This is a genomic window from Dyadobacter sp. (genome assembly GCF_017744695.1).
GTDB lineage: Bacteria > Bacteroidota > Bacteroidia > Cytophagales > Spirosomataceae > Dyadobacter.
On sequence record NZ_JAGIAS010000003.1, the window covers coordinates 120,304 to 144,020 of the forward strand.

Annotated in this window: 16 protein-coding genes; 8 read left to right on the forward strand and 8 right to left on the reverse strand. The window is 51.7% G+C overall.

The features are described 5' to 3' along the window. Positions 1-201 precede the first annotated feature (201 nt). Together J7619_RS12530 and J7619_RS12535 are read left to right on the forward strand one after the other, a co-directional pair. Positions 202-978, forward strand: coding sequence for a GLPGLI family protein (locus tag J7619_RS12530; RefSeq protein WP_291198613.1), 777 nt, complete (start codon positions 202-204; stop codon positions 976-978). Continuing rightward, a complete protein-coding gene (locus tag J7619_RS12535; RefSeq protein ID WP_291198615.1) occupies positions 965-3,739 on the forward strand; it encodes a TonB-dependent receptor in 2,775 nt (924 codons plus the stop codon). Before J7619_RS12530 ends, J7619_RS12535 begins: the two co-directional genes overlap by 14 nt. Positions 3,740-3,741: 2 nt before the next feature. Here the strand turns inward: J7619_RS12535 and J7619_RS12540 are convergent, their stop codons facing one another. Beyond that, positions 3,742-5,004 carry a T9SS type A sorting domain-containing protein gene (locus tag J7619_RS12540; RefSeq protein WP_291198618.1) on the reverse strand — a complete coding sequence of 421 codons (1,263 nt, stop codon included), beginning with the start codon at positions 5,002-5,004 and terminating at the stop codon, positions 3,742-3,744. A gap of 639 nt (positions 5,005-5,643) precedes the next feature. Between J7619_RS12540 and J7619_RS12545 the strand changes: the two genes are divergently transcribed. From J7619_RS12545 to J7619_RS12560, 4 genes are all read left to right on the forward strand, one after another. Next, positions 5,644-5,988 (forward strand): winged helix-turn-helix domain-containing protein, encoded by a 345-nt coding sequence (locus tag J7619_RS12545; RefSeq protein ID WP_291198621.1) that lies wholly within the window; start codon positions 5,644-5,646, stop codon positions 5,986-5,988. Between the two features lie 82 nt (positions 5,989-6,070). Continuing rightward, positions 6,071-8,044, forward strand: coding sequence for a TonB-dependent siderophore receptor (locus tag J7619_RS12550; RefSeq protein WP_291198624.1), 1,974 nt, complete (start codon positions 6,071-6,073; stop codon positions 8,042-8,044). Positions 8,045-8,047: 3 nt separating this feature from the next. Then, on the forward strand, positions 8,048-9,181 hold the full coding sequence (locus J7619_RS12555; RefSeq protein WP_291198627.1) for a cytochrome-c peroxidase: 1,134 nt from the start codon (positions 8,048-8,050) through the stop codon (positions 9,179-9,181). Position 9,182: 1 nt separating this feature from the next. Then, positions 9,183-9,695: a molybdopterin-dependent oxidoreductase gene (locus J7619_RS12560; RefSeq protein WP_291198630.1), complete on the forward strand. Its 513-nt coding sequence runs from the start codon at positions 9,183-9,185 to the stop codon at positions 9,693-9,695. Between the two features lie 35 nt (positions 9,696-9,730). Here the strand turns inward: J7619_RS12560 and J7619_RS12565 are convergent, their stop codons facing one another. Together J7619_RS12565 and J7619_RS12570 are read right to left on the reverse strand one after the other, a co-directional pair. After that, on the reverse strand, positions 9,731-11,263 hold the full coding sequence (locus J7619_RS12565; RefSeq protein WP_291198633.1) for an alkaline phosphatase family protein: 1,533 nt from the start codon (positions 11,261-11,263) through the stop codon (positions 9,731-9,733). 12 nt (positions 11,264-11,275) lie between these two features. Further along, positions 11,276-12,052 (reverse strand): hypothetical protein, encoded by a 777-nt coding sequence (locus J7619_RS12570; RefSeq protein WP_291198636.1) that lies wholly within the window; start codon positions 12,050-12,052, stop codon positions 11,276-11,278. Between the two features lie 331 nt (positions 12,053-12,383). On the opposite strand from J7619_RS12570, the gene J7619_RS12575 reads away from it, so the two are divergent. Both J7619_RS12575 and J7619_RS12580 read left to right on the forward strand, forming a co-directional pair. Continuing rightward, a complete protein-coding gene (locus J7619_RS12575) occupies positions 12,384-12,914 on the forward strand; it encodes a DUF6169 family protein (RefSeq protein WP_291198639.1) in 531 nt (176 codons plus the stop codon). Between the two features lie 69 nt (positions 12,915-12,983). Beyond that, positions 12,984-15,350 carry a hypothetical protein gene (locus J7619_RS12580; protein ID WP_409012725.1) on the forward strand — a complete coding sequence of 789 codons (2,367 nt, stop codon included), beginning with the start codon at positions 12,984-12,986 and terminating at the stop codon, positions 15,348-15,350. 200 nt (positions 15,351-15,550) lie between these two features. On the opposite strand, the gene J7619_RS12585 is transcribed toward J7619_RS12580, so the two are convergent. The 5 genes from J7619_RS12585 to J7619_RS12605 form a co-directional block, all read right to left on the reverse strand. Beyond that, positions 15,551-16,756, reverse strand: coding sequence for an ROK family transcriptional regulator (locus J7619_RS12585; RefSeq protein ID WP_291198642.1), 1,206 nt, complete (start codon positions 16,754-16,756; stop codon positions 15,551-15,553). A 43-nt stretch (positions 16,757-16,799) separates the two neighbouring features. After that, positions 16,800-18,023, reverse strand: a complete 1,224-nt coding sequence (locus J7619_RS12590) for a sugar MFS transporter (RefSeq protein WP_291198645.1) — start codon at positions 18,021-18,023, stop codon at positions 16,800-16,802. Positions 18,024-18,025: 2 nt separating this feature from the next. Continuing rightward, entirely contained in the window at positions 18,026-19,210 is a 1,185-nt protein-coding gene (locus J7619_RS12595; RefSeq protein WP_291198648.1) for an AGE family epimerase/isomerase, read from the reverse strand. A gap of 45 nt (positions 19,211-19,255) precedes the next feature. Further along, complete coding sequence (locus J7619_RS12600) at positions 19,256-21,964, reverse strand: PQQ-dependent sugar dehydrogenase (protein ID WP_291198651.1); 2,709 nt, start codon at positions 21,962-21,964, stop codon at positions 19,256-19,258. Positions 21,965-22,108: 144 nt separating this feature from the next. After that, a complete protein-coding gene (locus tag J7619_RS12605; protein ID WP_291198654.1) occupies positions 22,109-23,713 on the reverse strand; it encodes a RagB/SusD family nutrient uptake outer membrane protein in 1,605 nt (534 codons plus the stop codon). Positions 23,714-23,717: the final 4 nt, after the last annotated feature.

Below are 23,717 nucleotides of genomic sequence, written 5' to 3' on the forward strand. Positions count from 1 at the left end.
TAAAACCAATATAAGGGCAGTCCCCATATAATACACCATGAAATGTGATTTTTTTTAGTTTTCGGTTGAGAACTAGTATCATGAGCGTTTTTTATTGAACTCTTTCGGGATTCTATCTTAACACTACTTAACATTAAATAGCAGAACCTTACAAACCGTCGCCTGACCTTTGATCCATCCAATCCAAAACAAGGTGACATTATGAAAAAGCTTCTTTCAATCATCGCGCTGCTATTTGCGGCGGCCCCGGACATGCTCGCGCAAACCTCCGGGCAGATCAATTACGAAGTCGTGCGGAAAATCGACCAATCGCGGTTACGCTTCATGGTAAACGGCGAGGAGGTGAAACAAGGCGACCCCAACTTCCCGACAGACGTTCCCGACACCCGGACCATCGGACAAAAAGTGCTTTTCGCCGGAAATTTCGTGCGCGAAAACCGCGACGAGGAAAATATGATGAAGCGGGTGATACAGGAACCCGGTGGCATGCCGCAAGTGACCAACGCAGGGCGCCCATTTGAAGAATATGCGGTGATTGACATTGCAGGGCAGAAAGTACTGACGTTCGTGACCGTTGGCAAAGACAACGAGGCCCGTACTTACAAAACCGAAGCGCCGATCGAAGCGACGGGCGGGTGGCAGCTCACGCAGCAAACCAGGAAAATCGCAGGTTATCTATGCCAGAAAGCGGTGGTCAACTACCACAAAGAGCCATACGCTGTTTGGTTTACCACCGAATTGCCGTTCCGGTACTCACCCGTTCCCAGCCTGACGCCCGAAAAAGGGGTAGTACTGCTGGTCGAAGGAAGCCGCGAGCAGTTCAGGGCCACGAAGGTGAGCCTGGGTAAGGTTGACGACAAAGCCGTGATGCCCGACGCCCAGGCCGAAAATGTCAGCGCGGAACAAATGACAGATATCCGCCAGAAGGCAATAGCTGATTTTCACCAAAAAATGGGACCCGGCGGTGGAGGCATTTAAACTGTTTTGCTGCCTGCTGTTGCTTTCGCTGTCGCCGCTGCTTGCACAAAAAGTCCCGGCGGCAGGCGAAATCAGCGGTACCGTGCTCGACTCGGTTTCGCGTAAACCGCTGAGGATCGCGTCCGTGTCCCTGCTGCACGCACGTGACTCCGCATACGTAACCGCGACGACCACCGGTGGCGACGGCGACTTCCTCTTCCGGAAAGTCGCGCCAGGCCCTTATCGCCTGCTCATCACCTTTATGGGCTACAAAAACATTTCATTACCTGTTACCGTCGTGCGCGACACCCCTTTGAACGTGGGGACGTTACTCATGACCGAACAAGGCACGCAACTGAATGAGGTGGTGATCAAGCAGGAACGTGCCCCCGTGACGATCAAGCAGGATACGATCGAATTCAATGCGGGATCATTTAAGACACAGCCTAATGCACAGGTAGAGGAATTGCTGCGCAAGTTGCCTGGCGTGGAAGTGGCGCGCGACGGCTCCATTAAAGCCAATGGCCAGGCCGTCAACAAAGTGCTTGTAGACGGTAAACCTTTTTTTGGAAATGACCCTAAAATGGCGACCCGAAACCTGCCCGCGGACATTGTCGACAAGGTGCAGATGTACGATCAGTCATCGGATCAATCGCAGTTTTCAGGCGTCGACGACGGCGACCGCGAGCGGACGATCAACATCACTATTAAAAAGGATAAAGGAAAGGGCTATTTCGGGCAAAATGCATTAGGCGCGGGCCCCAAAAGCGGTGAACAGTCGGCCCGGTACGAGGCTAAACTCAATGTGAACCGTTTTAACAACCATAATGGCGGGCCCAACAGGCAGATTTCGGTCATCGGGCAGGCCAACAACCTGAACCAGCAGAACTTCACGATCTCAGAGGGAGGAGGCGGTCCGCAATTTATCGGGCAGCCGGGCAGTGGCGGAGGCGATGGACCGACTGCGCCTTCCAATATCACCAAAGTAGCCGCTTTGGGTGCCAACTACCGGACCGAAAGCAGTGCAGTGAAATGGGGCAAGCGCGCGGAAATGGCCGCCAGCTATTTCGCAAACCGCGCAGTCACGACCACCGACCAGCAAAGCCACCGCGAAAGCATTTTACCCGGACAGTCGTTCCTCACCGACCAAGGCAATTATTCCAAAAACACCCTGCTTACACACCGGATCAACGGCCGCTTCGAACTGCCGATCGACTCGCTGACCAGCCTGCGGCTCACGCCCAATATTAACTTCCAGACGAAAGACTTGCTTAGCAAAAGCAACAGCTATTCCTACCGGTCGTTAACCGATTCCCTGAACAGGGGCCTCACCCATTACGACCTCCACGGAACCGGATTGAATGGTTACAACAACCTGTTGTTGATGCGAAAGTTTGGAAAGGAAGGCCGGTCGCTATCCGCGAACCTGAACACAGTATTGACTACCGGCAATACAACGGCTTACAACCAGTCGGTGAACACTTTCTTCGACACGCTGGCAACCGAGCCGCGACAAAACATCGACCAGCGTAATGCACAAAAGCAATCGGCATTGCAGAACACCATGACCGTTTCTTTTACCGAACCCCTTTCATTTACCAAAAAACTGGAATTCAGGTATGCGTACAGCAACAATTTTGGAAAGCTGTTCCGAAATGTGGCCAGCAAAAGCGGAGAAACCGGCCAATACGATCAACCTGACCCTTCTTTGAGCAGAAATTTTGTAAATACCTTCGAAACCAACCGGCTGGGTGCCACTTTTCAGACACGCCGCTTGCGCTACACGATCGCGCTGGGCGCTGACGCACAGCTGGCGTCCCTCCGGCCCGTCGACCGATCCAGTGATGCTGGCTACCGCTCGCGTTATGGGTACTTCATGCCCAATGCATTATTTTCATACACATTCAGAGGAAACAAAAGCCTCCGGCTACAATACCGGACGCGCGTCGTCTCCCCCGGCATCGCGCAGCTGATCCCGGTTGCAGATAATTCCAATCCACTCAACATCAGTATCGGAAACCCGGCATTAAAACCCGAGTATTACCATAACGTAACGCTCACATTCAGCACTTCATCAAGAGGCGGAACGGATAATTTCTTTGTTTTCAGCAGTTTTAACCAAAGTAACAACCGCATCGGGGTGTCTACCGTTACCAACGAATCGGGCGTACAAGTCACGACGCCGATCAACACGAGAGGGTTTATGTCTGGAAATGGATTTGTTGCATTAAGTAAAAAAATAGAACCGCTGCGGCTATCTGTCAATCTGAGCACGCAGGGAAGCATCGCCCGCAATACCAACATCATCAATGAATCGGACAACGTAACAACTTCGACGTCCATCGGACAGGGTATCCGGTTACAATCTGATTACAACGGCCGGATCGACTATGGTGTGAGCGCCCGCATTACCTATCAGCAAGCGCGGTATTCGCTCTTGTCCCAGCAAAATATGCAATACTGGTCGCAATACGCGACGGGGGATGTGCATTGGCAGCTTCCCGGGAACGTGGCCATTACCTCCGACCTTACCTACACCGGCAACACCGGCCGTGCCGAGGGATACAACCAGCGTTTCCTGCTATGGAACGCATCGGTTTCCAAGCAGTTTTTACGCACCCGGCAGGCCGAGATACGGTTGCAGGTATTCGATCTGCTCAATCAAAACCGCAGCCTCGTGCGGAACGCCGGCGACGCGTACATCGAAGACGTCCGCAGCCGCGTGTTGAAGCGTTACTTTCTGATCAGTCTGGTGTACAATCTCCGGAAATTCGGGGTGTGAGACTATGGTTTCTCCACCACCAGCCGTCCTTTGCGCTCCCCTGCCCCACTACCTGTTAGTGTGTAATAATAGGTACCGGGTGCCAGCCTGGAAATATCCAGCGGCTGGCTGTCGGAGGTAATCCGGCCCGACAACGTAACTTTCCCGTTACAGTCGCTCAGCCGGAATTCGCCACCACCGGCAGCCAGCCCATTCGCCAGCGTCACGTGCCCGATTGACGGATTAGGATATACGAAGAAATCTTTTGGCAGGATCTTCTGCCGGGGAACCTCTATGGACGGGCCGGTTGAGGTGCTGATAAGCCCTTTCTGCGTAGCCACATACAGGCGCCCGTTGGCGTATGCGAGACCGTAAGTGTAATAGCCAGCCAGGGTATCAACTGTCGTCCATGCCTCCGAAAGTGGTGCGGCAATGCGCCGGTTGTAAAGGATGGTATGGTTATCCCCAAAATTCACCGCCGCATAAATGTGCGTGGCAGTGGTCGTAGCCCGTGAAGCGCTTCCGTGCCGCATGCCCGCGGGCACGTATACCCAGGTGACGCCGTTATCTCCGCTCGCGTAGGCCCTGGAATTGGTAAATGCCCAAATATGCTTCCCCGCTTGCACAAAATCGAAGGTAGTCAACCCGGGAAGAATGCGGCCGCCGTGGTAGCGGATATCCCATTGCGCAGTTTTGTCGTCCAAAACGGCGAGCGTACCGTTGGCACCCATTCCGCCGATGAGACAACTGTCGGTGTTAATTATCGCATTGAAACTGTAACTGCTCCTGAAATCAAGACCTTTGTTGCATGTGGCCCATACATTACCAGCCGCATTGAGCTGTTGTATGCCCTGATCGTCGGTGGCAACGTACAATGTACCCTTTCTTTCGGCAAACCGAACAGGCGCTACGCCTGAAAATCCTTGCGAGGCAAATCGCCAGTTTTTTCCATTGTCAGTGCTTTCATAAATGCCTTTTCCATAACCAGTGGCGTACAGCTTGCCTTTGAAACTGATAATGTCATCGATTCCAGCGGGCGCCGGGTTAAATTCGCCGGATGCCGTCCACGAGGTACCCCATCGGTCGGCGACATATACCTGGCTCGTGCCAGCTGCATAGAGCTTTCCGCCCATATTGCGTATCGCGTAAATATCGTCGTTTGGCACCCGCTTCTCCACGCGCCACACGACGCGGCGGGAAGCCGTCACGTCACTCGGTGTCGGCTCTGATTGTGCAAATGCGTATTGAAAAGAAAATAAACTGAGAATAGAGCATATAATTTTCATGGCTGACAAATGTTATTGAAAACATCATGTCGTAAATACCACGAAAATGGTTTGCAAGGATTGAGTGAACGGTCCGGATTACCCTGATAAAAGACAAAAAGCGTGCTATGGCAGCTCCATGACACGCTTCTACACTACTGTTCGTTTATCGGCTTATTATTCTTTCTTGGATCTGGGAAATTAATGCTGTCAGGAGCCCGTTTTTGTCCATTAGATTGATCGTCAGATCACTAACAACTTTCACGTTTTCACACAATGTAAAATTAGTTCTATAATGGAAATAACAAATAATTCCAGCCTATTTTTTTGGAAAAACAGAGGAACCCTCACTTGCAGGCATCGCGGGGGAGGCTCGTCGATTTCGCAGCTATTCGGGGCAGTATCGAGCAGGCAATATTTTTGATGAGCCGCCAAACTAACCAGAAAATTCCGCGCAGCGCCGGTGAGAACACCAACGCTCGCTCCTTTCAATGCACCAATCTGCATCGGCGGCCCGAACGACTCCCTATTAATTCACTGAATGTGAGACCTTTTCTGCTGGAAAATAAATTAAAGAACTTGTTTGGGGCGCAAAGCTACTATTTAATGATAGTTTGCGGCACTAAAACAGGAAAGTTAGTCACTTTAAAAATGGCCAATATGGAAAGACAAGTCGAGATACGGCTCCGGCACTGGGTGTTTGTGGATGAGGTTAAATTTTTCGGTCCCGGGCGTTACGAGCTACTCGAACGTATCGCCGAAACCGGCTCGATCGCGCAGGCCGCCAAAGAGATGGGATTGTCATACAAAAAAGCATGGGCGATGGTCGACGCGCTCAATACGCTCGGCAAAGGAGCTTATGTCGTTACACAGAAAGGCGGTACCAAAGGCGGCGGCACGGTGCTCACCGACACAGCGCGGGATGTGATGGCCGCCTACAAACGCCTCAACGATAAGCTGCTCGCCGCGCTGGCGGAAGAACAGGAGCTTTTGTCACTCATCTGACGCAACTCGTCAATTTTTTCCCGCCCATTGGCAGGGACTCGTTATATTTGCGATATATCCATTCATACATATCGCTTTTCGAATGAGAAAACTGTTACTATCCCTACTCACTCCTCTTACCTTCGCCGCTCTGGCACAGGAAGCCCCCTCTTCAACCGACCGTACTTTTCAGCTGGGTGAAGTCCGCGTATCGGGCATCAGCAACCGCGACAGCATTGGCTCCCGCCTCTCCTACCGGACCATCGAGCAATTCAATCGTAACGACCTTTCCAATGCATTGAATATCCTGCCTGGCGTGAGCATTGCCAACGTAGGGCCCCGGAACGAATCGGTCGTGTACGTGCGCGGCTTCGACCTGCGGCAGGTACCTGTGTACATCGACGGCGTGCCTGTATACGTGCCTTACGACGGCTACGTGGACATGGGCCGCTTCACTACTTTCGATCTGGCCGAAGTAAATGTTTCCAAAGGTTTCGCCTCTATTCTGTACGGTGCCAACACCATGGGCGGGGCGATCAACCTTGTATCACGGAAGCCCGTAAGCAAATTTGAGATCAATGGCCGGGCCGGTATTTTCAGCGGCGATGGCTACCGCTGGAACGTGAATGCAGGTTCGAGACTGGGCAAATTCTTTTACCAGATCGGTGCTTCGCAACTCAAACAAGACACCTACCCGCTTTCCGACGATTTCAAACCCCGCAAATACCAGCAAACACCGGATCGCGAAAATGCTTACCGCGACGATCTGAAATTCAGTGTAAAAGCCGGGTTCACACCCAATGCGACGGACGAATATGTGATTGGATATGTCAACCAGCATGGCGAAAAAGGAACGCCGCCCTATGTCGGGGACGATTCCAAAATTACCACACGCTTCTGGAAATGGCCTAAATGGAACAAGCAAAGCTTGTATTTCATTTCCAATACGGCGGTCGGCGAGAAAAACAAAGTCAAAACGCGGCTGTACTACGATACTTTCGTGAACTCGTTGTTCAGCTACGACGACACTACCTACACGGCCCAGACCAAAGGCTACGCGTTCCAAAGCTTCTACGACGATTACACCCTGGGCGGCAATGCCGAGTTCGAATCGCGTGCATGGGATCATAATGTGTTCAAATTCAATGTCCAGTATAAACGCGATGTCCACCGGGAGCACGACAAGGGCGAGCCGGTGCAGTCGTACATTGACAATACCGTTTCCGCTGGTATCGAAAATACCTATCAGATCATCCCCTCGCTCGCCGTAGTGCCGGGCATCAGTTTCAATGCCCGTAATGCCGGCAAAGCACAGGAATATAATGCTACTACCAAAGAGCTGAGCGATTTTGGCGACAGCAAAAACAATGCGGTGAATGCCCAAATCGGTCTTTTCTGGGACATTACTGCCAGCCATTCACTCCGTGGGACCGTTGCACGCAAAACCCGCTTCGCTACCATCAAGGACCGCTATTCCTACCGCATGGGCCAGGCCATTCCCAACCCCGACCTGCATGCCGAAGTAGCGTTAAATTACGACCTGAGCTATTCCGGAAAAGTAGCCGAAAAACTCGCATTGCAAGCCAGTATTTTCCAAAGCAATATCGACGATATCATCCAGCAAGTGGACAATGTACAGCCCAACCGCTTCCAGTTGCAGAACGCCGGTAAGGCCCGTTTCTATGGCGCAGAAGCAGGTTTTGACTATCAGGTCATCAACGGACTGAAACTCGGTTCGAACTATTCATTTATCAAACGAAAGAACAAGACAAACCCCGCCATCCTGTTCACCAACGTGCCGGAGCACAAAGTATTCACCTACGCCGATTTCTCGTTCCTGAAAGTAGCCAATCTCCTCGCGAGCGTGGAGAATAACAGCAGCCGTTACAGCACCAGTTATGGTACAAAAGCAGGCGCCTACACGCTGGTGAATGCGAAGGCCTCGGTAAAGTTGTACAAATTCATTTCGGCCGAAGCCGGCATCAATAACATTTTCGACAAGAATTACAGTCTCGTGGAAGGCTTTCCCGAAGCAGGGAGGAATTTCTTTGTAAACCTGGTTTTCAATTATTTTTAAACAATGTCGGGACGTCGCAAGATAGTAGCGGGACGCAAATTGGGGGACTCGAGGTCGATTGTTACCATCCTGGCCACTACTTTCTGCGCCTTTGCCGGTATGGTTTCCGTCACACGTCAGGCACCGGTACCCTATGCGCTGAAATACCCGGCCAATTTCGGGTCGCGCTTCACGATACCCACCGACAATCCCACCACCCTGGAAGGTGTCTACCTCGGCAGAATGCTGTTCTACGAGAAAAGGCTTTCGGCCAACGGCAAACTGTCTTGTGAAAGCTGCCACGAGCAAAACCGGGCATTCACCGACGGCCGGCCGGTAAGCATGGGCGTCGACGGCAGTTTCACGCCCCGCAGCTCGATGTCGCTTGCCAATCTGCTTTGGGTACGCAATTTCTTCTGGGATGGCCGCTCACAGAGCCTCGAAGCACAAGCCGCTTTCCCGCTCACCGACCCGCATGAAATGGGGCAAACGCTGGCGGAATCGGTAATAAAGTTGCAAAAAACCGCTCCGTATCCTGTAATTTTCCAAAGCGCGTTCGGAGAGACAGGCATTACCGAGCAAAACATCCTGAAAGCGCTCGCGCAATTTGAAAGGACATTAATTTCTGCCGATGCTCCTTACGACCGCTACCTCGCGGGCCGCTATCAGCCCACAGAAGCAGAATTACGGGGCATGCAGCTTTTCGAAAACGGCCCGGATCCCAAACGCGGCATCCGCGGCGCCAACTGCGGCCACTGCCACGGTGGCCCGAAAATGTTTAAAGAGCTGTTTCACAACAATGGCCTCGACCGCGCATTTGCGGACCCCGGCCGCGAAAAAGTTACCGCTCAATCTATGGACAAGGGCCGTTTCCGCGTACCTACACTGCGCAACATCCTGCTCACCGCGCCGTACATGCACGATGGGCGATTTAAAACGATCGAAGCGGTGCTCGACCATTACAGCGAGCATATTCAGCAAAGCGAAACGCTGAGCAGCTTTTTGCAGGATGTTTCCAATGAAGAAGGTGGGAAAAATCTCAGCCTCGCCCCGCAGGAAAAGAAGGACATCATCGCATTCTTCGGCATGCTTACCGACTCGACATTTGTTACCAATCCCGCATTCTCCAATCCACATTCCATTTCAAAAAACCGATAACATGCAAGGAATCAAGAAATTCAGCAGCAAATTCTTCGTATGCGCGGCGCTCCTGTCCGCGCTCGTCACGCACGGCTACGCGCAAAGCACGGCTACACTCATCGTTTCGGGCGAAGTAGCTACCCCGCTCGAACTCAAAGCGCAGGACCTGGCATCCATGAAGCAGATTAGCCACAAGGTAAAAGACCGCGACGGCAAGGAACACGAGTTTAAAGGCGTAGCGCTCATCGAAATCCTCGAAAAAGCCGGGGTGACAACAGGCGCAAAACTACGGGGCGAAAATCTGGCTAAATATGCATTAATCACCGCTGCCGACGGCTATGAAGTACTTTACGCCCTGGCAGAAATCGATCCGGAGTTTACCGATCAGATGATTTTGCTGGCTACTGAAAAGGATGGTCAACCGCTGCCCTCCGGCGAAGGGCCATTCCGCATAATCAAACCGGGAGACAAAAAGCCCGCGCGCTGGATCCGCGAGGTAAGGAGCATTAAAATCGCTTTTGCCAAAAACTGATTTTCAGGCAAACTTATCAGGAACGCCCGGTCCGGTCAGCGGGCTGGCGTTCTTTCAGTTTTGGCGTAGTTGAAATAGAAATAGTCACCCAGAACAGACATCTCGGCCGACAACTTGTAGGTACCCCATGGATAGACTGCCTCCGTTTTGATGAGTTGCTTTTGGGATGTAGCATTAGTTCTCCGGGACTTTTTCAAAAGCTCGTCAACTGCCCTTCCATCCATTCCGGCCGGCTTAGGCAAGTCATAAAGAGCGAGAACTGTGGGAACGATATCAGCGTTGGAAGTCGGTAACTCAGAGGCCACGCCATTCTTAAAATCCGGCCCGGCAGCGAGTAATGCAATATCGATTTCATACGTGCTCGCGCCACCATGCCCTGCGACACCGCTTGCAAAATCGGTACCCGCATAACCCTTGTCATTTTTTGCGTCATTCCAGTCGGGGGCTACAAGAATGTCGCCCGACCGTTTCGCGTGATTGTAATGAATCAGATCGAAGGAGAGTGTCCCCTTTACTTTCCCGAGTGGGTCTCCCTTTTTCAATCCTTTTGTAAAGACTGCCCCAGCCCACTTTTGCTTGTGCAGAGCAGCTACGATTTCATTAATGGTCTTTTCATCATGATTCTTAACATAAATCGCCCCCTCGGCCACCACAACGTCGTCCGATCCCTTATCCTTTTTGAAACCTTCCCCGATCAAAAAATCAGCCAGCCCCTGCCGGGCAACGTGCGTCACAAAACCGTGATCTGTTGAAATGATGACGTTGTAGCGTTCGTCGACTCCTTTCGTTCGCAGTGCTTCCATGATACGTCCGAATTGTCCGTCGACATATTGAATCGCCTCCACGGCTTGTTCGGAACCGATACCATGTTCGTGCGCCGCGCCATCGGGATCAGAAAACCAGATCGCACTCACCAGTGGGCCGTTTTTTATCAATCCATATTTCAACAATGCATCCGTGATCCATTTGTGGCGTCCCATTTTCTCATCCGTACCCTGACTAACCGCGCCGAGTTCGTCCAGAACCTGCTTTCTGAAAGACTCGGGCAAAATCAAATCCGGATTGACCACCGCTCCATTCACCGTATGGTTCTGTAAAAAAGCCTGCCCGGTCGTTCCCGAACTAAAAACCATCATTTTCTGGCCTGCGTCCGCCAGTACTTCGCCCAGCGATTTCGCGGTGAGTAGCTGCCCGGACGTAGCCGCAGGAATCTGAATCAGCTCATCATAGGTTGTCCCAATGGGCTTGTTGCTAACGACTTCGGGAATGTAAATCGAATTACCCAACAACCCGTGCGTTCCCGGATAGGAGCCTGTCGCATAGGAAGCCGAGTTCACCCTCGTTACCGTCGGGAATACGCTGTGATGCTGCTTGCCCCATGCGGCAGCGTTTTTGAACGCAAACAGGTTGGGCATCTGCGCTTCCGTGATGTAATCCGGACGCAAGCCGTCGAAAAACACGATCAGCGTTTTGACTTCGAAACGACTACCTGCCGTATCCTTTGCGTGTGCCAATGGCAGGAAAATTGTCAGAAAAAAGCAGAACAGATAGCGAAAATGGGGCTTCATGCAGGCATCAGGTTATCGGATTTCAGAAACGGTCACGGTATGCTTGCTGCGTTGAATGCCGTACAGCGAGGTTTTTCCTGCTACCGAGCGGTCAATGGCAATTCCCTGCCCTTCAATCGGCGCTGGCAAAGTGCTGACATGTTGCAAAGTATAGCCCGATTTCGGAAGTTTCAGCACATACACCTCCGCACGGTCGTGGCCGGTGCAGTACAGCAGACCGTCCGCACCCCAAGCGCCTCCGGAGTTGCTTTTTGGCGTAAACAAATCGACCAGATTCTTCGGAAAAACCCATGCCTCTACCTGCCGCCATTCCAGGTCATATTTCACCAGCGACGTCCACCGCACATCCCGCCCTTCGCTCGATTCCTTACCCGCATAATGTGCGAAGCCGATAAACCAGTAACCGTCTTTCTGGTCCAGCCAGGTAAGCGACCCGTGCTGCGCGATCCCGAAACTGTGGGTATCGACGTGCGTCAAGGTTTTTACATCGAATATTTCAACCGAACTCGTCATCGGGATTTCGGGGTAATTGGAATTCGCACAATACAGTTTGCCCCTGATTACGACCCCGCTATTTAAATGGACTATCCCTTCCTTCGTACCGTCCCAGGTCGCAATGAGGCTCCCGTCGGTTTTGGAATGCTTGGTAATGGTGCTGTTATTGATCACATAAAAATACTTTGCGTCGACCGCCACCGCCTGTTTGGCTTCCTTCACGTCAAAGGTCTTAGCCGGGTCCAGCGTCTGCGAAAATGCCGGTTGAAGCATCAGCCAAAACAAAGAAAACATGCAGAATAACAGCGATTTGAAAAGAGTCATAAGGGTACAAATGTTTTCAAATCTTAAAAATAGCGAAAGAGCCCGTTTTCTACTTTACCGGAATATGATCAATGGTTGTTACCGTTTGAACATCGGTAGATGATTTGCTTGGAGTGAGGTTTTAAGGGATTAGTATATTTGTAAAAATCAAAACGTTACTCAAAAATGGAAACGATATCGGCAAGCAAATCGAAGAAGCCTGATAGCAGGGAAGCTCAAAGGATACTTTATCACAGACTCGTGGAAGACCAGCGCCTCGCTGAAAAGTATTTCCGCGGCGAATACACACTACAACAGCTTCATGCAAAAGGAATCAGATTTTTTAAACCCATATGAAGTAGTCACAGACGATCAGGACTGTTATTGGTTCCTGACCGAATCGGGCGTTTGTTATCGCGCCGCATTTATCAAATCGTATGGCTACTTCTATCGCTACCCTCAGTTTGACCATCAAGTAGTCACTTTTTCCTTCAGGCCTTACAAAGAAGATCAACAACCTTTTGAAGGCATTCCCAAAAGCACCAGCTATTCCAGTCAAACAAGAATCAGAGATACAATTATCTGGTTACTTCTTGAATCTTTCCGCCTACACCCTGAAAAATCGATTGTCTTCATTTGCGAATCCTGCGATAAACTTGCCGCATGCCGGCAGCGACTATTCGATAGATGGTTCCGACAAGCCCATCGACTTTTACCTGCACCACACTGTATCTCCAAATATGACACCGACTTCGCCGGTGAAGGATATGGCTCAATTTTCATCTACGACTATAATCCAAACCACGATTTGATCCGTGACGCCTTTCTGGATATTTCCGGCTCCGACAAATAGCCAAACCAATTAGCCTAAAACAGGAAGAAGCGAGTAATGCAAATACAACAACATCGATTCCCATTTGTTATGCTTTCCCCAACCCGCTTCAAGGCGTTTATCACAGCCCTGCTTTTCCTGGCAACTTATTACCATTGCATCGCACAGTCCATCGACCTGAAAAACGCGACGTGGATCATTTCCCCGGGTATTCCCTCCCCCATGAAAGAAACAGCGCCGGCGGTGCTGACGGAGGAAGTAGCGAAACGGACGGGGATAACCCTGAAAAACGCCGTGTCGTGGCCCAAGGGTAATGCGCCCGTCATCGTATGGGCATTGGCGTCGGACAAAACTTTGCTCTCGCGTAATGTGCCCGCGACCAACGGAAACGGTCCCGAATACAAGCCGGAAGGTTACCGCATCGTGACCGAAACAACGGGAGGAAGCAAAACCATCTGGATCATCGGTGCCGATGCGCGGGGCGTACTATTCGGCACAGGATACTTGTTGCGGCATCTGAAAATGAGCAACGCTTCTATGGGTAAACCGCTTCTGGAACTCGCGGGCCCCCTAAACCTGGCCTCCTCTCCCGCCTACCCGATCCGCGGGCACCAGCTCGGCTACCGATCTACCGCCAATACTTACGACGCCTGGACAGTGGCGCAGTTTGACCAATATATTCGTGAACTGGCTATTTTCGGAAGCAATGCCGTGGAAGGCATCCCGTTTCATGAAGACGATAAGCCTAGCCCTCATTTCAAGATTCCAGCCAGGGAAATGCGTATCAAAATGAGCGAAATCTGCCAGAAATACGACATGGATTACTGGGTCTGGACACCTGCGACGTTTGAATTGACCGATAAAACCAAGCGCCAGGCGGAACTGGATTTGCATGAGCAATTCTACAAGGAATGCCCTCGCCTCGACCATATATTCTTCCCCGGCGGCGACCCGGGCGATAACCATCCTTCGGAAGTACTTCCATTCCTGAAAGAGTTGCAAGTAAGGCTCGTGAAGTATCATCCCAAAGCCAAAATGTGGATTTCCCTGCAAGGCTTCGACACCGAGCAAATCGACTATTTTTACAAATACCTGGAAACAGAAAAACCGACCTGGCTACAAGGCGTAGTGTCCGGCCCCGGCAGCCCGCCGATGGCTGAAACCCGCTACCGGCTGCCCAGGCAATACCAGCACCGCCAATACCCCGACATTACGCATTCTGTACGTTGCGAATTCCCGGTCGAGAAGTTCGATCAGGCATTCGCACTGACCCTCGGCAGGGAGTCTGTCAATCCGCGGCCGTTTGCATTTGCCAAAATCCATGCGAAATACGCCCCTTTCACGGATGGCTTTGTTTCCTACTCCGACGGCAGCCACGACGATGTGAACAAGGTATTGTGGAGCATGCGCGCCTGGGACCCGCAGGCGGATGTGCACGGGATTATGGAGGAATATGCTGCTTTCTTCTTCGACCACGCCGTAGCATCAACGATCGCCAGCGGCATAGAAGCGCTGGAACATAATTGGCAGGGACCGTTGGCCGAAAATGGTGGTGTGGAATTGGCTTACCTAAATTGGAGGATTTTCGAAAAGACCAAGGAAAATCTTTCAAACAACTGGCGGTGGCAAATGCTTTTATTGCGCGCGTACTATGATCAATACATCCGCCTGCGTCTTATCCGCGAACAAGAACTTGAAAAGCGAGCCAATGCAATCCTGGCCGTCGCCGATCGAAATACGATTGAGAAATCAATGGACGAGGCACTGGCAATGGTTAATAGCGCAGATCGGGAGCCTATTGCCCGCGATATTTACAAGCATATCGTTGATTTAAGTGATGCCCTCTATGCCTCTATCGGACTCCAAACCAGTACCGAAAAACACAAGCCCCGCAACCCCGAGCGCGGCGTGGTAATGGATTTTGTGAATTATCCCCTTAACAACCGCTGGTGGCTGGCCGATGAGTTTGATAAAATCAAAAAAATGACCAATCCCGACGAGCAATTAGCGAGGCTAAAAACCATCGCATCCTGGGAAAATCCCGGGCCAGGAAGTTACTACGACGACATTTCCAGCGTAGCGAAGGGCCCGCGCGTCAAAACGGTTTCCGAGGATGCGACCGACGTGGCCTGGTGGGATAATGGCATGAGCCGCAAACGACTCTCCACCCAGCTTTTCCAGCGTGAACCGGAACTCGATTACGAAAACCTCGACCCTCGTGCACGCTACATCATACGTGTTGCGGGCGAAGGCGACGCGCTCCTGCGGGTAGACGGGAGAAGACTATCTCCGATCGTTTACAACAAAGAATCCGAAACATTCAAGGAATGGATCGTGCCGCTAAGCCTCACCCAGGACGGCAAAATTTCCGTCACTTTCGACGGCCCGGAGGAATCGCAGCTGAACTGGCGCAAGCAGTCGAAAATTTCGGATGTATGGTTGTTGAAACAGCCTTAATGCGATCAATTATAAACTTTTAAAAAAGCGCTCGCTCGCGCAAATCTCCGGATTTGCACACACTATTCGCAGGCCTCCGGCCGGTCCATACAACAAAAGCGACATCGCGGTATCGACCGGCCGGAGGCCTGCGAATAACAGTCACGAAGGAAAACCTTCGCGCCATTTCGTTGCTACAAACAGAAAGCCACTCCTCCGGCTTAATCATGAATGCCGAGAAAGCGATTCCTGACGAGCAGACAGGCTCCCAGTAAGCCCGCGTCTTCACCCAATTTTGAATGCACAAGCCGTGTATCATTATTAACCAGGCTTAGGGAGTATTTATTAATGGCTGTTTTGATGGGCAGACCAATATAATCGCCCGTCGCAAGCAGGCCGCCTCCAAGAATTACCAGTTCGGGGTTGAAAACGTTGATCAGGGAAGCGATACCGCGGCCAATGTTATCGCCTAATTGCGCAATGAGCTCGATGGCGAGCACATCATCCGCCATGGCTGCTTCGATGATATCATCCATGCCAATGCGGTCCGGGTCGGCTATTTTAGTGGTGATGAGTGATGATGAGCCTTCCCGGATTTTATCGCGGAACATTCTTTCCAATGCCCAGCCAGCCGCTTCGGTTTCCAGACAGCCTTTTTTGCCGCAGCGGCATATGTATTCATTATTGAAAACAGGCATATGCCCGAACTCCCCGGCGTAACCCGATTTGCCATAGTACAACTCTCCACCCATCAGGATTCCGACCGCTATGCCGTAATCCAGGTTCAGGAAAAGCACATCCTTCTCATTTTCAACGGCCCCGAGGCAAAATTCTCCGTAAGCCATTGCCCGTGAATCGTTTTCCAGAAATACGGGAAAGCCTATTTTTTCTTCGACAATCTCGCTCAATGGGCGATCGTCGAAATGGAAATAGCTGTAACTGTGCCCTGTACGATAATTAACCCGTCCCGAGAGGTTGATCCCTACACCTTTAATCCGATCCTTGGGAACGGATAACCCGTTGATAAAATCCAGGATATAACCACACAAGGTATCCCGCGATTCGACCGTATTGGTCAGTTCGTAGTCCATTTTTCCCGAATTCCTGACCAACCTCTTATCCAGATCAAGCAAACCGACCGTGATATGGCTTTGTTTCACATCCACCCCGATAAAATAGGCCGCCTCTGCTGCGACACCGTACAAACTGGGCTTGCGTCCGCCGGAAGAATCTACCTTTCCGTAATCGCTTACCAAGCCCTCGTTCCGCAATTCATTCACCAACACCGTCACCTTTGGGACACTGATATTCAGTCTCTTCCCAAGCTCTGGCAGGGTCATGCTGCCATGATTGGCCAGATACCCAAGGATAATACCAGCGGGGTCTTTGGTTTTGTAGTTGGCCGCAACGCGAAGGGGTCTGCTCATAAAGTGTCGAAAACGAAATGGGGCGGCTAAATTAAGGACATATTTACTTTGTTTTATATCCGTTCAAGCCAAAAAAGAGAATGAAAACATAGCACAGCAGCGGCAGCATGAAAGAGACCTGCCAGTTGAAATGGTCAATCAACACGCCCTGCAAATAGGATACAACCGCCCCGCCGACAATAGCGGTGGACAACCAGCCGGAAGCTCTCGTCGCATGTTCTTCAAGACCGGCTACCGATAACGAAAAGATCGTCGCGAACATAATGGAATTGCACAAACCAACGGCCACTATGGTCCAGGCAGCCAGCATACCCGTGCTCGTTACGGATACGACGATCAATACGACGGCAGCAATGGCACAAATGCTCAGTACCAGCGGCGCCCGTACGATTTTCAGCACACCGGCTCCTATAAAGCGCCCTACCAGCATACTTCCCCAGTATAGCGCTACATAAAAAACCGCCTTATTTTCCACAATGCCGGCCGTATCGGCAATGTAGTTGGTCAGAAAAGAGCCGATGGAAACCTCCGCTCCCACATAGCAGAACAATGCCGCCAATCCGAACCGCAGGTTCCGGAAACCGAAGATTCCTGATGGGCCTTCCCGGCTGCCAGCTGTTTGCGAAACCGGAGAAGGTAATTTTAACTGGCTGATCACAAACGCAATCACGATCACAAGGGCGGTGATGCAAAGATATGGGAGCCGCACGGCCTCACTGGATTGCATTCCATCGCGCATCCCTGAAAGAATATACGATGCACCCAGCAGCGGTGCAACGGTAGTCCCTAACGAACCCAGCGCCTGAATGAGATTGAACCGCGAAGAGGCGGTTTCCGGCGGTCCCAGTAAGGTAATGTAAGGGTTAGCAGCTACCTGCAAGAGCACAATGCCGATTGCTAATATAAAAAGTGCTGCCAGAAACAGGTAATACTGGTGCATCAGCGAGGCCGGAAAAAACAGGAATGTCCCCACCGCTGCGATCGCAAAACCCGCCACCATGCTCTGTTTGAATCCGAATTTACCGACGATGATCCCGGCGGGAATGGACATCACTCCGTAGGTAACAAAGAAGTAAAACTGCACCAGCGCCGATTGGGTGTAGTTCAGTTGGAAACTGCTTTTGAAAAACGGCACAAGGGTATCATTGAGGCAGGTAATGAGCCCCATCATAAAATACAAAACCGCGAGCGTCACCAGCGCCGGCCGGTAACTCTGTCCGCCGGCAATGCCCGCAGGCTGGGTGGTAGCAACTGGAACCTGGGCCATAATCAGACGTTTAAGGACACTTTCGATTGAATCGCTTCCAGCGTTTTCCAGCATTGGTACAATCCGCGGGGCACATGGAAGCAGCCCTTCCATTTACCGCCCTTCAAAGTCAGCAGTGGCTCGCCCTGACGGTTGAGATAGCCGAACCACTCTCCGTATTGAGGGTCAGGGAAATGGCTCCACGTATACGCATGCACGCGCTCGAACCAGTGTGCACAGCGCTCGTCGCCTGTATGCAGGTAGCCTTTCAGAAGCGTAATAAGCGTTTCCATATGCACCCACCAGAGCTTTTGGTCCCATTCCAGCTGTTGTGGAGGGTTACCCTTCACATCCATAAAATAGAAGATCCCGCCATGCTCATGGTCCCAGCCGTACTCAACGAGCTGAATCGCAATATCGACAGCTCGCTGCGCCAGCGGTTCGTCCGATGTGCGGGCAGCCAGATCCATCATAAACCACATCGATTCCAGCCCATGCCCGGGATTCACCAGCCTCCCCTCGAACGAATCCGAGAAAGAACCATCGGGACTTACATTTTCCAGGATCACACCCAGCTCGGGTTTGTAAAACTTGTTCATCACCGTGTCGATACCGCGTTCGATCACTTCATTCACCAATGCCGGTTCCAACAGCGATTCGATTTCCAGTACCAGGTTACACAGGATCATCGGCAGGGCAAAGCTTTCCAGTGGCCGCGCACCGGGTACGGCCTTGCTGTAAATGCCTTTCGGGTTCTCCTGCCTTTTCAAAATGTTGTAAAAAGTATCCGTGGCAATGGTTTTGAACATCTCATTGCCCGTAGCCTTGTACAATTGCCCGAACGCCATGGTAGCAAAGCAATCCGAAAAAATGCTGTGCGGCTGCATGAGCGGATTTCCGTGGCGGTCCAGCGAAAAGTACCAGGCGCCGCCGGCATCCCGCCCATGCTCCCGCAAAAATTTTGCCCCCGAAAGCGCCATGTCCAGCCACTCCTGCCGCTGCTCCACCCGGTTATACAGCATCGCAAAGCACCATACCTGCCGGCATTGGAGCCACAGGAATTTATCGGTGTCGAATACATTCCCCTCACGGTCGAGACAGGTAAAAAAACCTCCCGATTCATGATCGGGGGAGTTTTTCATCCAGAAAGGGATCACATCGTTCAGCAGTGCGTGTCGGTACTGGTCAATATACTTTTCGGGTTGCATGAAAGGTTAGGTTAGGGTTCAGGAATAGTCCTGCATTTTAAAAGGTTAGGGATTAAAATCGTTTTCGAAATACATCCAGTCGATATGGAATAGCGGGCCTTTGGCCTTTTCATTCCTGAAAACCAGGTACAGGTCATGGACGCCCTTGCCGCCGCTTACAGGCAAAAGCACTTCTTTCCAACCCGCTTTGAGATCGTCCAGCCGTCCGCCGGGAACTTCGGTTTTACCCAGCAGCTGGCCCTCGCGGCTCCCCTGCCGTAACTCGATCGTACCCCCGGCACCATGTTCCTGAATGCGCAGACGAATGTTTTTGATATGCGTAAGGTCAATCTGGTTGAACCGCGTATATTTTCCGTTGGTAATGTTCGCGATGTAGGAAACGTAGCCGGTGTTCTGCGTCGCGATCACCACGCCCACGTTTCCTTCCTGGTAATCCTCCATTTGTACCAGCGGATTGCGCAGCACAATGTGGCTGGCCGTCTTCTGCGGGCCGATGCCGTTCGCACCCTTATCGGTATAGGAAGCCTGCAAAACGTAAGCCCCTTCATTGCCCTTGCCGATATGCTCGGTCAGTTTCAGTTGGGCCGAAAGCAGGGTTTGCTCCGCATTTTTACCCAATGAAAGAATATAACCCGCTATTTCTTTCGCATCCTTCTCGGGCAGGTCCGCGTGAGGCGGCATCGGGTAAGAGCCCCAGTTTCCACTGCCGCCGGTGATGATCTTGCGTGCGAGCATATCCGCCGCGCCTGCGTTGCCCGTGTATTTTTTTGAAATATCCTTCAATGCAGGCCCTATCGACTTGGTTTCCAGCGTATGGCAAGCCTTGCAATCCAGCGAAGTGTAGAGCTTTGCCGTCGCCGCATACCGGATATTCTCCCCTTCCGAACCCGACAATGCGCCTGCAAGGTCTTTTCCGAAAGTGAGGTAATTGAAACCTGCATGGATCTTGGCACGCTGGATGTTACCATCTTCCTTATCCGTTACCCGGATATTGTAATCAAACGGGGCATTATCCCAATAAAAACTACGATTCGCTTTCGTTTCGATCTTCACATCGGGCGGTGTGTTCCCGATCTTGAATTCAGTAGTGGCCGTACCCTTTCCACCATGCTGATCGGAGACCGTCAATACGACATTGTACGTACCGGGTTTGGTAAAAGTGTACTTGATTTCCTCTCCCGCCAGCTTTTTCGTCCCGATCTTCCATTCGTAGGTCAGCTTGTCGGTGGCATCGTAATCCTTCGATCCTTTGGCCGAAAGTGTGGCTGTAAATGGGGCCGCTGCGATGGTCTTACCCGTCGTAACGGCGGCTATCGGGTTGCGGTTACCCTCGGCATACTCCACCCGGATGATGCCCGAGTCGGTATTTCGCGCAAACCAGTTGGTACCGTAAGCGAGCAGGTAAATGGCCCCGTCGGGCGCAATCTGCATGTTAATCGGCGCAACGACCTTCAATTGAGGAAGGAAGGGCTCCATACTCACGTAGTTGCCATTCGCATCCATGGTCACGGCCATGATCCATTTCCGTATCCATTCAAAAATGAACAACTTGCCATGGTAGTAGTCCGGAAGTTTGTAAGGCGCATCAGGATATAAATCGCTGTAATACACCGGACCGGCCATCGCGCTGGCACCGCCTTTGCCTACGAGCGGGTATTTCTTCGACGGGCCTTTCCCGTACCAGATGAATGCTGGCTGTGCAGGCGGCAAGTCACGGATTCCCGTGTTGTGAGGCGAATCGTTGACCGGCTTTTGCGGGTCCTTTCCGGGTCCTTCCTTTTTGGTTGCAAAATCATAGTCGGGAAACACCTCGTTGTCACCTAAAAAATAAGGATAGCCGAAAAAGCCGGGCTTGCGCGCCTGGTTGATCTCGTCGTAACTCATTTTGCCTTCGCTACCAGGCACCTCGGTATCAGGGCCTACATCGCCCCAATAGAGGTATTTGGTCTTCGGGTCGACGGAGATGCGGAACGGGTTCCGGACGCCCATCGCATAAATTTCAGGCTTGCCCTGCGAGCCGTCCTTTGGAAAAAGGTTTCCATCCGGAATGGTGTAAGTACCGTCCGGTTCCGGCTTGATTCGCAGGATTTTCCCCCGGTAATCGTTGCTGTTCGCCGTGGCGGCCTGATCGTCCGAAAGCTCGCGCCCGGGGCGCTCGTCGATGGGTGTATGCCCCTCGATTTCCTCCGCATTGGTATTATCACCGATCGAGAGATAGAGCATGTCGTCCGAAAAAGTAAGGTAACCGGCCGAATGGCAGCAGTATTTACGCTGCGTAGGAACTTCCAAAAGTACCTTTTTAGAATCCTGAACGAGGTTCTGTCCTTTCAGCTCGAAGCGCGCCAGGTGACTGACGCTCTTCTCCCCGCCTACGCCGTAATAGAAGTAAATCCAGTTGTTATGCTTGAAATCCGGGTCAACCGCCACACCAAGCAGCCCATCCTCGATACCGCTGAAAACATTGAACTGCGCGATCGTCGAAAGCTCTTTGGTTGCATTATTGAAATAGCGCACGGCTCCCTTCCGTTCGGCCACCACCATGTCGTAGTTCGGGAGGATCGCCATTTCCATCGGCTCGTCCAGGCCCGACACCAGTCGGGTATAAGTAAAACGACTCGAATCCGGCCCTTCCAAAATGCCTGCAATACGAATCGGGGGAGCATGTTCTACATCCCGGAACAACGGCTTATCATTCCGGCTCACCGAAGCCAGGCATAGCGCCCCGGCGAGCAAAAGACCAATGGAAGATTTCAATTTTTTCACCCAATAAACTTAATAAAATGATTTATGAAATAAAGCGATATGTGAAAATTAATTTTGAATGATTGAATGACTGAATGATTGAGTTTTACGCAGATTATTCAATCATTCAGTCATTCAATCATTCAGTCATTAGCACTAATAGTTCGGATTCTGCACAATGGAACCTCCCGAGCGGTCGATTTCAACCTGCGGAATAGGAAATACTTCATTTTTCCCTGCCGTAAAATTCCCGCCTTTGCCATTCGAGAATGGTTTCGCTGCATAGGCTTTCATAGTCGGCACGAGCGTATTCCAGCGCATCAGATCATACAGTCGGTGGTACTCCATCGCCAGTTCCACCCGGCGTTCGTGCCGCACGGCTTTGCGCAAATCATCGCCTGCCTTCACGTCAGACAGCTGCTTTTCAGCTACTTTCAAAACCCTTGATGCCGCTTCCGCATCTTTCCGTGACGAGGTCGAAGCACGTTTACGTACCTGATTAATGTAGTTTGCAGCCTCGGCTTTATCCCCGCCGCTTTCAATCAATGCCTCCGCATACATCAGCAGCACATCGGCATAGCGGATCGGATGATACGTCCACGCATCGTTCCCCCACCCTTGTCCGCGGCGCGATTCGGGCAAATACACTTTCCGGCTGTGGTAACCGGTATTCGGGTAGGTCGAAAAGTCCAGCACTTCTTTTGTACCATTCAACTTAGGGAACTGGTCGCCTGATTGCAGAATTGTGTACAGCAACCTCGGATCACCTTCTTCGAACTCATTAACAAGGTCCTGGGTAGGCAAATCAAAGCCCCAGCCGCCGGTAGCCCCACGCGGCGAGCAGTATACATTAATGGTACTACCATAAATCGGGATTGCAGGATCGTCGCCCATGATAACTGAAAACACGGCCTCTTTGGTCTTGTACCCATTTTCAAGGAATATCTCCTGAAACTGAGGATGCAAAGCGAACGCACCCGAGTCGATCACCTTTTTCGCCGCGTCGCGTGCTTTGGCGAAAAGCGCGGGATCATCTTTGGCAAAAAACAGGTAAGCCCTCGCCAGCAATGCCCAGGTCGCCTCTTTGGTAGCCCGCCCCACTTCCGAGGCCTGCAACTTGGCAGCAGAAAGCATGGCAGGGTCGTTCGCAGCAGCTGTGAGCTCTGCCTCAATAAATTGGAACATTTCCTTGACCGACGCGCGGTTTAGTTTCGTACGGTCGTCAACGGTGAGTGTTTTGGTCACCAGCGGTACCCCGCCAAAAACCTCCGCGAGTTCGAAGTAGAAAAATGCCCGTAGAAACCGGATTTCAGCCAGATAACGACTTTTTTGGACCGGATCAAGCAGTGCACCGCTTGCATCGATGAGATTCGCCTCCGGCAACCGTTCCAATGCCACATTACAGTTACCGATCGCACTGTAACGGGCAGACCAGTAACCCGCAAGCGTTTCATTGGACGAAAGTGCCCTGCCGAAACCGAGGTCGGTCACGAACGGGCGGTCACCGGCATCAGAACCGCCCTTGTCGGCGTCGTCGGTTGCCATATTACCCAGTTCGGCCCGGGCCGCTTCGTAGCCCCAGAAGTTACTCACAAAACCACGGTAACAGGTAACGAGCGATTTAAATCCGGCATCAGGCGATTTGTAAAATGTTTCGTCGGTAAGGTTGCCCGGCGGTGTGCGATCAAGGAACTCTTCGGAACAGGACGTCCCGCCCAGCACCAGGCACGACGCGAGCATTATGATTGATAACTTTTTCATAGTG

Coding starts and splice junctions, on each gene's coding strand:
- J7619_RS12595 (WP_291198648.1), bottom strand. CDS start 19,210: ATGCAACCCGAAAAGTATATTGACCAGTACCGACACGCACTGCTGAAC.
- J7619_RS12545 (WP_291198621.1), top strand. CDS start 5,644: ATGGAAAGACAAGTCGAGATACGGCTCCGGCACTGGGTGTTTGTGGAT.
- J7619_RS12555 (WP_291198627.1), top strand. CDS start 8,048: ATGTCGGGACGTCGCAAGATAGTAGCGGGACGCAAATTGGGGGACTCG.
- J7619_RS12530 (WP_291198613.1), top strand. CDS start 202: ATGAAAAAGCTTCTTTCAATCATCGCGCTGCTATTTGCGGCGGCCCCG.
- J7619_RS12575 (WP_291198639.1), top strand. CDS start 12,384: ATGCAAAAGGAATCAGATTTTTTAAACCCATATGAAGTAGTCACAGAC.
- J7619_RS12580 (WP_409012725.1), top strand. CDS start 12,984: ATGCTTTCCCCAACCCGCTTCAAGGCGTTTATCACAGCCCTGCTTTTC.
- J7619_RS12590 (WP_291198645.1), bottom strand. CDS start 18,023: ATGGCCCAGGTTCCAGTTGCTACCACCCAGCCTGCGGGCATTGCCGGC.
- J7619_RS12540 (WP_291198618.1), bottom strand. CDS start 5,004: ATGAAAATTATATGCTCTATTCTCAGTTTATTTTCTTTTCAATACGCA.
- J7619_RS12570 (WP_291198636.1), bottom strand. CDS start 12,052: ATGTTTTCTTTGTTTTGGCTGATGCTTCAACCGGCATTTTCGCAGACG.
- J7619_RS12565 (WP_291198633.1), bottom strand. CDS start 11,263: ATGAAGCCCCATTTTCGCTATCTGTTCTGCTTTTTTCTGACAATTTTC.
- J7619_RS12585 (WP_291198642.1), bottom strand. CDS start 16,756: ATGAGCAGACCCCTTCGCGTTGCGGCCAACTACAAAACCAAAGACCCC.
- J7619_RS12550 (WP_291198624.1), top strand. CDS start 6,071: ATGAGAAAACTGTTACTATCCCTACTCACTCCTCTTACCTTCGCCGCT.
- J7619_RS12560 (WP_291198630.1), top strand. CDS start 9,183: ATGCAAGGAATCAAGAAATTCAGCAGCAAATTCTTCGTATGCGCGGCG.
- J7619_RS12605 (WP_291198654.1), bottom strand. CDS start 23,713: ATGAAAAAGTTATCAATCATAATGCTCGCGTCGTGCCTGGTGCTGGGC.